The 14989-nt window shown below is 43.0% G+C and carries 8 protein-coding genes and 1 pseudogene; 1 reads left to right on the top strand and 8 read right to left on the bottom strand.

Going from position 1 to position 14989, the window contains the following annotated elements; translation table 11 throughout:
- Positions 1-158: 158 nt before the first annotated feature.
- Positions 159-953: an AraC family transcriptional regulator gene (locus EX191_RS07555; protein ID WP_006742022.1), complete on the bottom strand. Its 795-nt coding sequence runs from the start codon at positions 951-953 to the stop codon at positions 159-161.
- Positions 954-1075: 122 nt separating this feature from the next.
- On the opposite strand from EX191_RS07555, the gene EX191_RS07550 reads away from it, so the two are divergent.
- Positions 1076-1882, top strand: a complete 807-nt coding sequence (locus tag EX191_RS07550) for a sulfite exporter TauE/SafE family protein (RefSeq protein WP_085344666.1) — start codon at positions 1076-1078, stop codon at positions 1880-1882.
- A gap of 123 nt (positions 1883-2005) precedes the next feature.
- Here EX191_RS07550 and EX191_RS07545 read toward each other — a convergent pair whose 3' ends face one another.
- The 7 genes and pseudogenes from EX191_RS07545 to EX191_RS07520 form a co-directional block, all read right to left on the bottom strand.
- A complete protein-coding gene (locus EX191_RS07545) occupies positions 2006-3025 on the bottom strand; it encodes an alpha/beta hydrolase family protein (RefSeq protein WP_046873678.1) in 1020 nt (339 codons plus the stop codon).
- Between the two features lie 363 nt (positions 3026-3388).
- Positions 3389-3497: pseudogene (locus EX191_RS23115) on the bottom strand (IS5/IS1182 family transposase); the annotation flags it as partial.
- Positions 3498-3672: 175 nt separating this feature from the next.
- A complete protein-coding gene (locus tag EX191_RS07540; RefSeq protein WP_193447473.1) occupies positions 3673-9471 on the bottom strand; it encodes a DEAD/DEAH box helicase in 5799 nt (1932 codons plus the stop codon).
- Positions 9472-9489: 18 nt separating this feature from the next.
- Positions 9490-11481, bottom strand: a complete 1992-nt coding sequence (locus EX191_RS07535) for an AAA family ATPase (protein WP_085344669.1) — start codon at positions 11479-11481, stop codon at positions 9490-9492.
- 3 nt (positions 11482-11484) lie between these two features.
- The gene (locus tag EX191_RS07530; RefSeq protein ID WP_085344670.1) at positions 11485-14082 is read right to left on the bottom strand and encodes a hypothetical protein; all 2598 of its coding nucleotides are present in this window, start codon (positions 14080-14082) and stop codon (positions 11485-11487) included.
- Between the two features lie 103 nt (positions 14083-14185).
- Positions 14186-14362 (bottom strand): helix-turn-helix domain-containing protein, encoded by a 177-nt coding sequence (locus EX191_RS23160; RefSeq protein WP_369335222.1) that lies wholly within the window; start codon positions 14360-14362, stop codon positions 14186-14188.
- 238 nt (positions 14363-14600) lie between these two features.
- Entirely contained in the window at positions 14601-14888 is a 288-nt protein-coding gene (locus tag EX191_RS07520) for a hypothetical protein (RefSeq protein ID WP_085344671.1), read from the bottom strand.
- Positions 14889-14989: the final 101 nt, after the last annotated feature.

Below are 14989 nucleotides of genomic sequence, written 5' to 3'. Positions count from 1 at the left end.
TAAAATCTTGAAATCTTGAACTCTATTATCCACTTCGAAATTGATTTCAGCTCATTTGGGCAGAAAGAAGCTAGAAGCACTTGCTTATGTTGGGTGAGTAAATGTATGCAAAACCTCAGTACATAAAAACGAACCTAATTTAGGTAAGCTCTTGGCAACTATATGCCACGACTCGAAAAGTAACGCGTGGGTGAATCGCCATAGACCCGACGAAACATCGCGATAAAGTTACTGGGAGTCGAATAACCCAAAGCATGTGCAACCGCTCCTACAGATTCTCCGCGAGCCATCATTTCTAACGAATGTATTAGCAGTGCTTGTTGCCGCCATTCACTAAAACTCATGTTTAACTCACTTCGAATCAATCGTCTTAACGTTCGAGATGAGACTGCCCCGATCTTTGCCCAATGCTCCACAGAATGTTTGCTATTTGGGTCTATTAAAATTGCTTGAGTAACTTTTTGCAGTCTCGGATCTCTGGGCAGGGGGATATGGAGTGACTCATGAGGGCTATTGACGATTTCATCGGATATTACGGCAAGAATACGTAAAGACTGTATGGATAGCTCGTCTGTTTTGCTCCATATCGATGCCCTAACCGATAGGGCTTTCAAGACATCGCTCATTTGGATCACACAAGGTCTCATTGGAAACCGCTCACAACTCTCTGGAGTAAACAGTAATGAACGACCTTTCAGAGAACCACAAAAATAAACACTGTGCATCGCACCCGGGGGGATCCAACCAGCTCGGTGAGGTGGTAGTATCCACGCTCCTTCATCGGTTTTTACCTGTATTAGCCCTTCATCTATACACAGTAACTGGCCTCGATGATGACTGTGCCAATTATGTGGCCGTTGCTCCAAATGGTTGAAGTCGCTCCTTTCATGCTGCCACTCCTTAGCGATCAGTGCGGCTCCATTTTTCCATTCGCTGTAGTCAGAGTTTGTCACTTTATTTACTCAATTCCATTTTGGCCATTATTCATTATTTTCTGTCCTCTTAACGTTACCATAGCAAGTTAGCGTTCGAGTAACATTTTAGCAACGACCATTTTATCGAAGGCAGAACCATCATGAACGAACCTATCTTTATTATCTATTACATTACAGCAGGCTTGGGCATTGGCTTTCTCGCTGGACTCGTTGGTGTTGGTGGTGGTGGAATGGCCGTCCCTATTTTTGCGTTTCTGTTTTCACTACAGGGAATAGCTGATACAGAAGTAGTCCATCTTGCGTTAGGGACATCAATGGCTTCGATGATTATTACAACATTGGGCAGCATGCGCGCTCACTACAAAAAAGAGAATGTAGACTCGACAATGGTAGTAAAAATGTTGAGCGGAGTTCTAGTCGGAACATTTTGCGCCACATTCGTAGCATCGTATCTACAAGGAGTCTATCTGGCAGGCTTTTTCAGCGTATTCATGTTGTATGTTGCTTATAAGATGTTTCTCAACACTGAAAATGAGTACAATCCGAACCCACATGGGGCTATCGGTAACATCACTGTAGGCTCTGTGATTGGCTCTGTATCAGCACTTGTCTCAATAAGCGGTGCGGGGTTGATCATCCCCTATCTTGTCCAGCAAAATTTTGAGGTAAAACGAGCTATTGGCACCTCTGCTGCGATAGGTTTCCCTATCGCGCTATCAGGAAGCCTCGGTTACATGTTAAACGGATGGGAAAATACAGATTGGAACAACTTAGTATTAGGATACATATACCTTCCTGCAATGATCAGCTTCTCCATTAGTAGCTACTTAACTACTAGCCTCGGCGTGCGTTGCGCAGAGTATTTCCCAAATAAAGTTCTTAAGAAAATCGTTGGTATTTTGTGTGTTCTTCTAAGTTTTAAAATGCTGGGACAAGTACTTAATTAAGGCAAATAATACCGTCACTAGTAGGTCTTGCAGTATGGTGGAGGGATAAGCCTGCAAAAACTTACTTCTCGCTTTGCTTGTTCAAGCACACAATGTGTAAGAAAGCTCCTCATTGTTGCACTCTTATGACTTTGTTAACCTAGCCAGAATTACATCCAAAATTTGCTGATGATTGTCCTTTCTGGAAACCTCGTCACGCTCCTGGCAAAGTGCTTCCTCCCCTTCTGATGCGAGAATTTTAATGCCACGCTCAGTACATTCTGCGAACGCACTAAACTGACTCGCACTGGGAATCTCTTGAAATGTCACATTGGGAAGAGCAACAAGTGATTCGGCTGGTGTCAGTGCGGGATGTAGCCGATCAGAAAGCGTCACCACGGTGATAGCATTGTTCATCAAGGCCAGAGTTTCAGGGACAAAAGTTTTCGTTAGCTCAGGGTTGATAACGACGACCGATTTCAGTTTGCTTTCAGACTGAAATCGGGGGAATTTTTGATCCGGGATGTTGGTAATATCAACGTTATTTTCACGTAACCAATGACAGTCTACATTGGTGACGTTGTGACACGATGTTCGATATTTTTCCGGGCTTATTTGCGCTCCGGAGAGCATCAGCATAGATGTGCCACCCAGAAAAAAGCCAACACCCTGCACTTCATCAGTATCTACACCTCCGGACAGTATCCCGACCGAACTTAATTCGTTCAGCCCAAGCACCAAATCACTGGTTCTGAAAGTGATTTCATCAACAGCCATTTCTGCATTGATTTCGTTCGGTGCAGGAGGCTTTGGTACAACAACGATATAACCTTGTTTCGCTAGGCCTGAAGCTATCCAACCACTGTGGGAAAATGCTGACCGTGTTCCGCCCTGCGACAAAAGCACAACGGGAAATTTTCCACTTGCTAAAGGGGCATCTAACTGCGTTTCGACTGATTTAAAAATGTTACCCCTACCAAACGTGAAGTTGGTTTTTCCGTTCGTTGTGGGATACCAGTAGTAGACTTCTACAGGCTTGTCTCTGTCTTCACTGAATACCGTTTTGACTGTTAGCGCAGAATGGTATTTCGGCTCATTCGTACTGGCGCTGACACTGACACACAATGAAGCGAGTAGAAACGATATTATTATTTTGGTTTTCATTTTTACCCCAGCCGATCAATACATTACTCTGCACGGCATCTAGAAAAAATAACGCGCAGGAGATTCTCCATATATTTTGCGAAACATAGCAATAAAGTTACTCGGAGTCGAGTAACCCAAAGCAAGTGTCTGCTTTGAACTGCGCCAGCAAGCTTTTGGACAGAAATTTGTTATTAAATTTTCTAAATTAGCTTTTAATGGATTAGTAGAGGTATGGTAAACAACTTCTATCTGAGTGGCCAATTATTCTCATCCTCTCATCCAGTCCCCCATGTTGTACCTGTTTAGCATAAAAGGGATACGCTACATAGCAGATAAAAAGTATGGATGACGACCGTTACCAGCCTTTGGGTAAAATGGCTAAATTTGTGACTCAAGCTGCTGCCAAGGAATCAACTCCTCCATTAGACCAAGGAAGAGTTCTTTGCGATTTATTGGCAAATTCAGTATCGGCGAGGGAAAGCTGGTTCATGGTTGGCTGAAGTCGTCGTTAGATTAACTTGACAAAATTGTCCCATGTTGCGGTCTTAATCGCATGTTCCTTAAGCAACTCACGCGTATTCTCTGAGTTATCAACCATTACCTTGGTTGTGACGCCATGCTCACAACCAAGGTCGATAGAAATCCACCGAATATCGAGAATGCGACTAGGATTTTCGAAGTCGATCGAGAGTGTTCATCAATCTTCTGTTTGCCTCAAAAGTATCGATACAATATACCTTATCAAACTGTCTTCTTAGCTCGACAAGAGACTCATTTATCACTTCAGAGGGCGAATTTAATACATCCCAAAATGGGTGGACGACCATATAAGCTTCTTTTTCATCTGTAACCACTGGCAAGTTAAGCACTCCCATCTGAATCACTTTCCTTGTGCTGGGATTCAACTTTTGAATCGATAGGGCTGCTTCCATTGCTAATTTTGGCCAATCACTTAATTCTCGATAAGTTTCAAAATCACCGTCTAACCCTACGCGATGTTCAGGCTCTAACAGGCAACGTATAAAGCTTAGTCCGAGACGCCAATCAAGAAGACCATGATAGTTTTTGTTGCCAAAACGTTGAATACAGCGATAACACGAAAGCGCACATTGATCACGATGTTGCTGCTCAAAAAAAACTCTCGACATTTGGTCTTTTGGATCATTCAACATTGATCGCATTAACTCTACAGCTAACGGCTCTTTGAGACAGTTTGCAGCGAGTCGCTTACTAAAACCTGCGCCGTTAACCAAAGTATCAGCAATTTGCAGGTATGGGTGACCTTCCCGTAATCTAGGCTCAAGCACTTCAAACTCTTCTGGCGCAATATCCATCGCCAATGCAGCTCGCTGAACAAGCATGTGTGTTGCACTGAGAGCTGCGGAACGTATTTTTGTATGCTCTCGTTCTCGCGTACCTACTTTATGAAGATCTAATCCAGGAGCTATGCTTATCATTCCCAAACTGATTGCATCTGTTTTCTTTTTTGAATAGAAGCGCACTTGCTCTGGTTCAGAGCCTTCTGGAGGGGATTGCCAATTATTACCATAGACTAGTTCTGTATCTATAGTTTGATTAGATAATTGACTTAGTTTGACATCAGCAGAATAAACATTAGTTTGTGTTTTTCGAACTAATGTAAAAGGCTGATGCTCGAATGTAGTATCAATCGGTCCTCTATTTCTTCTGATAACGAGGGCATCACTACCACTTGCAATCATAACATTAGTTCGTTCAACCTGATGATTGACCATCGGAGATATGATTGAGCTGGTTTCTCTTCTTAATGCAGGCTTTTGTGGCTCTGTTCCATCGGAAACTTGTGGATAAAAATCTGTTCTAAATGCCGCTGGTGAGTGGTACTGCTCGAACATAGATACAGGTATAGATTCGCCACAGTCAGAACAAACTTGGTCAGCAGCCACGTTGTCTATAAATTTACTTTGTAAAGCCCCACAATGAGGGCAGTCAGCCAACATCTCTGTATCAGTCCACCACTGGGATACTGGCTCAGGTATAAGCTTGTTACCCTCTCTTGAAGGCTGGATAAAACCTAAAGAACTGGTTACTCCAATACTCTTATGCAAACGCTTATCTCGAACTAATATCTGCCCTGGTGAAAACTCATAGATTGCTATGTCTAAATCACGATCAACTGCATCCCATTCAGGGTCTTTGCCATTTTTAGATTTCATCCCTAGATATAGTGGGCGAATACGTGTCGGCATACCAAACATGGGTAGCAAGGCGCATTCCGCTAAGAATTGCCCAAGACCCAAATCCCTGTTTTTCCCCTCTGATTTGAAATGTTTTATTTCCTCAAGAAGTTTTGTGGTCGATTCAGTATACCCAATCAAACTATCCAATATTTCAGGCTTCCCTTGACCCAAACTTTTCGCAACGTCTTTAGCAAAGTTAATAGTTTGGTTTGCCGCTCGCAAAAGTCGAGCAGACCAGTTAGTCGAATCATCGTAAAAAAGTGCAGCAGGTATAAATTCACCGTGAATATCCGGCGCAACCACATCCCCAGGATACCTAGCTCCATCTTCATCACGTAAAATCTGAAAGGCCCGCGTTAGCCAAGCTTTTCGCAGCAATCGAAGACTAATGTCGATATGATCTTGTGTTAGAAAAGGCGGTGGCGGAGCATCACCAGTTATCTCTTCAGGGTGATGAAAATAGTGCTGATCATGACTTCTTCCACGACACAAAGTCATAGCTAATGAGAAGGCTTGCCCTCGTCGACCGGCACGGCCGACACGCTGCTGGTAGTTAAATCGCTGTGGGGGCATGTTCGCCTGATAAACGGCTTGCAGAGAGCCGATATCAATCCCTACTTCCATAGTGGTTGTCACCGACAACAAATCAATTTCTTCCGACAGTTTCTCAAGTTCATTGGTGTTATCAATAAAGATACCATTAAAACGGCGTAAACGATCTGCCGGATCATCTGTTTGGCCAGTCAACTCCTCACACCTCAATCGGAAGCTATTATCCTCATTGGATGCTCGTGTTAAGCGTCGTGAAATATAGTTTCGGTCACGAAGATTTTTTGTTACGCCATTACTTTTAACCGGAAGCGGAGCATGACAACGCGTGCAAATACCTGCGCCTAAATGTAAATGCACACGGCCACAAGTCGTGCATTCGTATACAGGATCGCTTTCTTTGACAAGGCAAATATGCAACTTCTCTATTCGAATCACACCATTAGTGTGACCATATTCTGAAAACAGTTTTAGTAGTTCATTTACCTTGTCTTCAGTAAGTCCAGCTTTATTAATAAATGCTTTTACTCTTTTGCTACTAATATCTGAGTAAACAGCCCATTCCTTGCTATCTTTTGTAAACCACTTATTCGCTTCAACTCGATAGTTATCTGACAGCACACGTAGGAATGCATCTGCAAGATCCGAGCTTTTATCTCGTTTATTAGTTAAGCATGGGTAGCCCAAACCAGTTTCTTCCAATGAGAAGTAGTTTCTTGCAAAAAGTACGTCATCTAGTAACGAGAACTGCTCGGTTGAGATATGTCCGCGAGCTGCAAGAATATCATTCGCCGGTATATCTTCATTCCAATAGACGTTATCTTGTTCGATCTTGAATAAGTCGGTCCAATCATACTTAACTTTTCGATCAGCCCCATCAGCACCAAAAATCTTAGATACTCCAGAATCATCTGTAGGATGCATACCTAAACTGGCCATACTTCCCAGCAAAGATTTTGTTTTACGTGCTTGATTGTCAACCTCGAGCACATGAGTAAGTGCAACTCTGTTAACATCCCCAGAATTTTTAATCTCCTTGATTTTCTTCGACAACTCATCAAAAAGATCATCATCCCCCGCATCTTCAGCCTCTTCTCGCATTTTTCTTAATTCGGCTACCGACTCCTTCGGCATTTCTATTTGCTGAAGCGCTTCAATTAGGAGTTTTCTACGTGTATCAATGTGGTGATTACGCTCAATATTCAGAGCGGTTTTTGCTGCATCCTGCCGACTATCGGAAAAGGAAATGAGTTTTGTCGCTGTTCCTGAGCGTTTTAGTATTTCCATAACCTCAGTTGCTAATAATTGAGAAGTCTTGTCAAAACCGGTTTTAAAGCTACGAATAGGAGATCTTCGATACTCTTCACTTCGTCGTGAGTAATCAGTGCCGCATGCAGGACAAACATGCGGTGCTGCTGTTTTAGGGCTTTTAAGTGCAAGCTGAGACCCTTGCTTTAGAAAAAGGCGGCCAGACAATATAAAAGGGCTATCTGATACGTTTGAAGCTTCTTGCTTTACCTGACCATTGCGAGTGTCTAGGAACGCCAGTTTCCAAATTTCCTTCTCATCATCCCCCTTTTGAGCATCATTCTGTGCTGGCCAAAATAGTAAAAAGTCATCATGACTCAATTGCTCAATTGCTACTTCAGCACCGGCTTCCGGTAAGCGCTCTAGTTCAGGAGTATTAGGCAAAATCTCATAGTCTTCTTTAGGACCTCCTTGGCTTAATTTACCTCTACGGCCACCAATAAATTCTTCATGACAGCTTTCACAGTGGAAAAGTTCGAAAAGTCGTAGGGACTCTTCGCCAACCTTAATATGACTACTACCCTTCTCCACATTGAGGCCATGATATGTCAATTGACCATCAATTAACTGGGCACTTGCGTAAAGCCCTTCTAGACTGCGTAAGAAAAGATGTTGCCTAAAACTAGTCGCATCAATATTTTTTAGTTTATCACCCAACGCTCTCAGTAGCGTCAACCCTCGCAAGGCTTCTTGCTGATGGCTCGACCCGAAAATAGCTTGAGCAATTACAGATAGTGGTCGCGCTTTGATTCCATCCTCACCTTTACAAGCGAGCATTAACCGTGTTGCGGCCTCTTTTATCACTTCTTCAGATGATAATATTTCCGCCCCTAATGACTGCCCACATTCAGCAATTAGCTGTAAAAGTTTTGGATCGTCATCCAACTCTACATGAAGTTGCCCGATAAACTCATTATTTGACGATGAAAGGTAACTGAGCAGCTTTACAAAAGGCTCTGGACTCAAGATATCTTGATGCTTTGGCTGAGGTAATAAAGGATGTCCCGTTAGCACCGCCTCTTCCCAGTCATCAGGACTCTCAGCACCTGATTCAAGAGAGCCAGAATGCGTACCCGCATCACCAAAGAAATCGTAGAGATACTCGAGGCTTTGCTCCCGCATATCTCCCTCAAGCGGTAAAGAAGCACTCGAAGCCAAAATACGTAATTTGTGTCTAAATGCTGATCGATCCAACCCCAAGCGATTAATAAGCAGGCGCAGCAAGCCAGCCATTTCCGTTCCAGCAGAACCTCGAATTAAATGCAGCTCATCCAGCACCAAGAAGAAATACGCATCAGGATCTGTTTCCAGCCATGTCCTTGTCTGATCAAAGATGGGCGCCTCTACTTCCCTCGACAACATTGCATTCAGCATAGAAACGTTAGTGACTAACAGATCCGGTGGTGTTTCCTGCATATCCCAGCGAGAAATAAGCTCTGCACCATCTGGCGAAGGAAATAGAAATCTCGTCGAATCATTTTTTTTCTGATCTGGTTCTTTAACTGTTCTATTAAATTCTTCGGCACTTTGGTCAGCATTAAATGCCGCTTTGAAGTGTTTGGCTGCATCTTGCAAAGCCTTTTTCACTCGCGACTGTCGCTGCTTTTCTTTCTTGGAATCCTTTGATCTTGGATGCTCACGATAACCTGCAACAGGACTAGCGCCTGTATAACGGCCAAAAAATATCCTGTTGCCATTAGCTCTTGTATCCAACACTTCGCAAGCTTCACTAGAGTCCAGCATTTTCCTGAGACGAACCATCTGGTCTTCAACCAGAGCATTCATAGGATAGAGCAAAAGTGCCCTGACAGCTTTTGGTCTATCAGGACTTTCTCCCTCTCGATGCAAAGAGAACTGACTCCCCTCACTCCACCACTGATTTCTAAGATAATCAGATTTCGGCACTGGCCAACGAGTCGCTTCAGCAACCAGTTCTGAAAGCACGGGTAATAGAAAAGACTCTGTTTTACCCGAACCAGTACCAGAGGTAACGATACCAGGTCGTCCAGGCTTCAATCCACGCCAAAGCATGTCTACTTGATGCTTATACGGTTTAAAAGCATTGACTCGTTTTAACTCACCAGTCCCATCCTTACCTGGAAAAAGCCCTGAATAGATCATTTCTAAAATAGCTATTCGTTGTTCCCTGTTAAACCTTTTGAATGGGTTTGCTTCGGTTTCGTCATCCAAAAATGACTCTAGCGTACTTTGTGATGGCTGATAGCGTAAAATTGGCTCTAAAAATGGCTCAGGCATTAAAGTACCAGGTTCGCTCAACAATCTTCTGCGGTCATTCGATAGCTCTTCTCGCCGAATACGATAAGCAGTATCCAAGTAAGACAGATACAATTTGTGAATTTCTTGATATGCACCAATAGGATCTAGCATGACAGCTTCCTTGAAAGTTTATTCGATAATGCCCTTTAACCACTTCAGCCCTTGTTCTCGAAGGTTTACAGTTTTATCTAACTGTTCGCTGACTGGAGTATTAGAACTATTGACCATAGCTAGCGCGCGATATAAAGCGGTCTTAGTTCTGAGTGCGAAATAGTCATTTTGATCACAAAGTTCAATCACCTCGTCTAAATCATCTTTATCCACCATGATATCAGCTCCCGAACTCCAGCAAATTGAGGTGATTTGCTTCTGATCAGGATTTAAGAATTGCTTCAAACCACATGACTGGGTTTTAGGCACAATAGGGAAAGATGATTTTGGTAACTCCCTCCATACGCGATCGGCATCCCATTGGTTATGTTCGATACTGGCTACCACTAGAAGATTTGAAGGCCTTTTCTCGCTATGCAACACTCCAATCAAACTTGGCAACCATAAGTCCATTGGACTTCGGTGTAGGCCATCCAACCAGACCAACTGAACTTGATCAGGATTACTTTCTGCTTCTAGCCAAGCATATGCAAACCCAGTTGGTTGATCTTTAGCAGGGTGCGCCCAAAGATCATCTAGATGCAACACACTAGGGCCAAGGGCAACACGAACAAAATCTCCGCGACTAACCGCACGAGCATACGCAGGAACCATTACTTCTGCTTGTGTTTGAGGCACAATTACAAGGCCTCCCGAACGAGCACCCACATCAAACAGACTCATGGACTCAGATAAAATTCCAGCCTCACGGGCGACTTTATTGAGGCGATCAGGCAATTGAGAGAAGGTTATCTGCTCACTGGAACTGGCGAATTGCGCCAGTGACCAGGGAGGAATCTGTGCATAACGAGGCGACAGATGTTTGGCATGATCTCCCAATATTGAACGAAGGCTGTTCAATAGTTGCTCAAAGTCTTTATCAACCAAGCCATTTTCTAAACCAAGTACCGGATTTAGGCGCTGAATTTGACTTATTAGCTCGTCTCTCAAGCCAGCAAAAGTAGCTTCAATACCATTTTTTTCATTTTGTTTTACTGCCAGCTCTTCAGATAATGCTTGTAATTCATTACGAGCCGCTTCTATCTCTTGCTTAAGTTCTTGATAACAGTCTTCAAGCTGTGAGCGAACGTGTAGCTCAAGCTCTTCGCGTAAGCTGTTTTCGACTTTGCAACGAGCCTCTTCAAGCTTTTGTTTTACCGGCTCAATTTGTATTAGAGTGTCAGCAATTCGAGTGGGAGCATCGACATAGGTATCTAAGCGATTAGAAAATGAAGGAAGCCAAGCAGCTAGATGCGCCATATCTGTATGCTCATCGGCTAAGTTCTTAGCTCGGGTAAAAACACTTACTAACTCATCTCGTTTATTCTTACTAAGCCCGTTGCTATCGCTCTTACGAAGAGCATCTAGCAAGTCGCTTAATAAATCTTGATCAAATTTCCAGGGCAAATCATAGAGTGGTTCGCCGACTGTCTTACCAGGCACCTCGAAGAGTCGATCTTTGATTCGGTCACTCTCGAAAATGGCGGGGTTAAGTGAACAAACCGTAACCATTCCACTTGGTGAAACATAACGATTAGTTGTTAGATCTAAAGTGAAATAAACGACAATGCATTGCTCATCTGATATTGCAATAATGACTTCTTCCGACTCAATGGCATCAATTGAAAAACCAACCTCAAGACACTGATAGCGTGCATACTCCACTCCACCTTTACGAAAATCTAGGATACTCCGCACTGGCTTAGCACCTGGGTCTACGATGAACTGATCATAACCATCGCGTACATCCTGTGAAATTGGCTGTACTTTGAAAGCAACCAGTTGGTCTTTTTTAAGCCAACTTAGTCCAGAAGCAATTGCAAATGCTTTCCCCTTTGGAGGCAGGTTATCTTCGAAGTTATTTGCAAATACCCAATAGCCATTATTCTCTTTTGCTGCAGCTTTAATGCGTGTTCCATGCCCAGATGAATAGTCATAATCGCTAAAACCCAAATACACTTCGTCTAACACTTATTATAACTCCTTGTTGATTGGCCAATGACTGCGCTGACCTCTTTGTCGATCTTGTGCCATTATCTGAATAATATTTTGTTTTCTTGCCGAGCCGTTATCACCAATAGCTTGACCAAAAATTCTTTTTAACTCGGTCAACTGAGCACTTGTTACACCATAGCCATAGCAAAACTCTGAATCATCCTGTCGAGGGCCAGATTGCTGAGCCGTTACTCGTCGAAGCCATTTCGAGATGCACAGTGGTAAATAACCAGATTTAGCCTGACGAATAAGTGAGTCTTCTCGACTCGCAAACAATGAAGTACACGTTTGACGTGAATACTCTAAGAGAGCAGCTAAGCGCTCAGAATAGCCGAACACCAACTTCTCGTCATTCGTGATGCAGAAAAAATCCTGGCTATCATCTCGAACATACCGATACAGCTGTAGTTGCTCTGTTTCAGAACGAAACTCTGACTTTTTAAAACTTTTGGTATCGGGGCACCAAACACTTTCTAACTTTCGACCTTGATGTGTTCGACTATCGGTAAACCAGCAACTAGGAGCAGGCTCTAATAAGGGTTCTCGTGCATGAATCAGAGGCCAATTTAAATCATCGGCTAAGCTTTGAAGGTTTTCTCCTTCAATACCTATTACAGGCACAGACCAAGGGTGTTCTGCATTAAAGAAATAATTGACACCGTGTCTTTTGGCTTCGACTTCAAGAAGCTCTCGTTCAAGAAAGCTAGTTGCCCCCTCAATGATTGCTCTACCATGACCCGTTTTAACTATGCGAGGTGGTAAAACTCGCCAACGTCTTCCGCACCATTTTTTGCTGACATCTTTCTTCAACCATCCCGCTTCTTCTAATGAGCGCAATAGATCCCAAGGATTAAGTTTCCCAGGCAAAACGGGCTTTAAAAAGCTTAAAATGTCACGTTCAGAACGGGTGGCGCCTGCTCTGGCATAGATGGCCTCTAATACATCAAGCAACCGTGAAGAGCAAAACTCTGTATGTACAGGTACTACGCCATCAAAGATTAACTCACCTTCCTCGAACTGCACTTCTTGTGCGTCAACAAAACCATTTTCTGGACGGCTGGGCCATTTCTCATTTCGAGCTGCCTTACTCGTGAACGACAAATCCAGCGACTTATAGAATTGATCTCCATTTATCTGAATATTCCACTGACCATCCAATACGTTGTTAGCACCAATCAATGCGACATGATTCTGTATTTGAAGATTCAACTCTGGTGATGATTCAATATCCGTAGATTCAGGCAAATTGATATACGGGAAATAACCTGGAATGCCCAACCACCGTCCCAGACGATCTTTGATTCCCCCCTCAATTGAAAGCTCCCGAGTTACTACCTTTGAATCACCGGCAATCCCTGCCCCAAACGTAAGTTGCTTAGCTTGATCAATATCCATTTTCTCAGATATAAACCAGCCACGTTCTAACTCCAGTGGTTTTCTAAATGAGTAAATATAGGATTTTACATTAGTCAATATAATGGTGGATACATTATCAACAGGCCGATCATCCTGAGTCCACAAACCATCATGCCCTTCAAATAGCAGAACCGTGCCCATCGCCATTATCTGCTGAAGTTGAACAGGGATCATAGGATCGTTTAATGAGCTTAATAGCTGCCTGAAACTCCCTTCCCAACAAGGCTGACTTAGTTCTTCCCTCTTGTTTCCTCGTGCAACCAGAACATCTATTCCACTTTCACCCGCCCCATAAAAATCTACCGAAATCCGCCAAAGTAACTTGGATTGGTTGAAAGCTTCTTCGTTTGAAATGTCATAGAGCACACGTTCAACTATTCGCCAGAACGCATGATTTTCTATCGGCCTTCCGATACGGAATCGACCTTCTAGTTCATTAATATGTTTGCCTATTCTCTGGCGCGCCAATGCAGGCAGTTCGTACTGACAGCTACGAATATGCTGCAAAAGAGCATAACGACTATGCATGTCTTTAACCTGAGCTTTCTTAAGTATTTTCTTAAGCGCAGCTAGGTCTTCCCAGGATGGATAGGCCAACTTGAGGGCAATACCTATATTTATATAACTACCAGGATCTGGCAGGACAATAGGTCTCCAAGAGGAGGACTTATTAACCCACTCAGCGAGTGCTTCCCATAAAGAATTGACACCAGAAACTCCCTGTTCCCTGCCGTTACCGTCATGGAATAACTCACCAAGCCGATCTCGAAAGTCTTTATTATCACCAGCGCCAATCGGAGTGGAAGTGACAAAGCAACTTAAAACTAAATAATGGAAGTTATTATAAGCAAACATTCCCTGATGCTTAGAAACCTTATTCCCAAGCACTCTACGAACCCCCTTTCTGCTGAAAAGTTTCATAAATGCATCGAGTACTTGGTCCTGGGGAGTATCAGGATAGCCCACAGCCTCAGCTAAGTCTTCAGCTGTTGCGTTTAACCATTCCAAAGGCTGTTGTCCATAGGGGCCATCAACGGAAAGATAGTGCTTTTGCAGGTGCTGCGTCCACTCCGCACGAGTTAATACCTCTATAGGAATACTGAATTTTTGATCAATAAAACCGGTAACAGTGGTCCTTTCATTGTGATCTATTTGACTCATTTCTATAAAACTCGGCGTTTTCGCCCCAGTGTTTTAGCTAGGGGAAGAAACTTTCCTGCAAACGTATTACAAGCCTTCTCTAAGACGTCACCATTGATTCGATTTAGTACTTTCTTTGGTGTGCTAACACGCTGCGGTACTCAACGCCTTCTAACCTCACCTTGGTGGGTCGAAAGAAGTATTCAGTGCGTACGTCTAGCACTTTCACAAGCTTAAGCAAGTTTGAAGAAGAGGGCATAGTTGTACCATGTTCGTACTTTTTAATAGCGTTAGATGACAGGCCAACTTTCGCTAGCTAATGCCAGCCTTACGGGCTCGTTCTAGGCGTTCTGCAAACATGGTATCCTCTCAAGCAACGGGTTAGTTTGTCAAAAAAGTAAAACATCAGAAAGAATAAACCTTGTGAGCACTATTTTCTACCAGTTTCATAGTGCAGAAGTCACATTGGTTGAAGTTGGACCTTATTAAGCCTGTAGATGGACGCTGTCTTATAAGAACAAAGTCACAGCTCTAAATTTTCAGATATGTTGAGTGCGTCTTCCATCTACAACATAAAGAATGAGCCTTCTATTTAACTTTTTTGGGTGTATTGGTGAATTCGATTCAATGAAATCGACTAAATGCTCAGAGCTATATTTATCTGAAGCCCATTGAAAAGTTTGTTGTGCCAGTGGTAGCGCAAGAGCTGCAAATAGCGTAACCGTATCGGTTAAGTGCGAAAATACATCTTCTCGAATATTTGATACATACGATTCAAACATGCTGCTTGAATACATATCTGAAAAAATTTTAATAGCATTGCTCATTTGATACAACTTACTCTAAATCTGTCTCTTATACACATCTGAAAAAAAAAAAAAAAAAAAAAAAAAATACACAAGATAAGATGAGAATATGTTATTAAAAG

The organism is Vibrio chemaguriensis (assembly GCF_012275705.1).
Taxonomy (GTDB): domain Bacteria; phylum Pseudomonadota; class Gammaproteobacteria; order Enterobacterales; family Vibrionaceae; genus Vibrio; species Vibrio diabolicus.
The sequence above is the reverse complement of the archived record's forward strand: the minus strand, read 5'-3'. Positions and strand labels throughout refer to the sequence as shown.

Excerpts from the sequence above, each read along its gene's own strand:
- EX191_RS07550 (WP_085344666.1), top strand. The coding sequence starts at position 1,076 with ATGAACGAACCTATCTTTATTATCTATTACATTACAGCAGGCTTGGGC.
- EX191_RS07545 (WP_046873678.1), bottom strand. The coding sequence starts at position 3,025 with ATGAAAACCAAAATAATAATATCGTTTCTACTCGCTTCATTGTGTGTC.
- EX191_RS07540 (WP_193447473.1), bottom strand. The coding sequence starts at position 9,471 with ATGCTAGATCCTATTGGTGCATATCAAGAAATTCACAAATTGTATCTG.
- EX191_RS07530 (WP_085344670.1), bottom strand. The coding sequence starts at position 14,082 with ATGAGTCAAATAGATCACAATGAAAGGACCACTGTTACCGGTTTTATT.
- EX191_RS07520 (WP_085344671.1), bottom strand. The coding sequence starts at position 14,888 with ATGAGCAATGCTATTAAAATTTTTTCAGATATGTATTCAAGCAGCATG.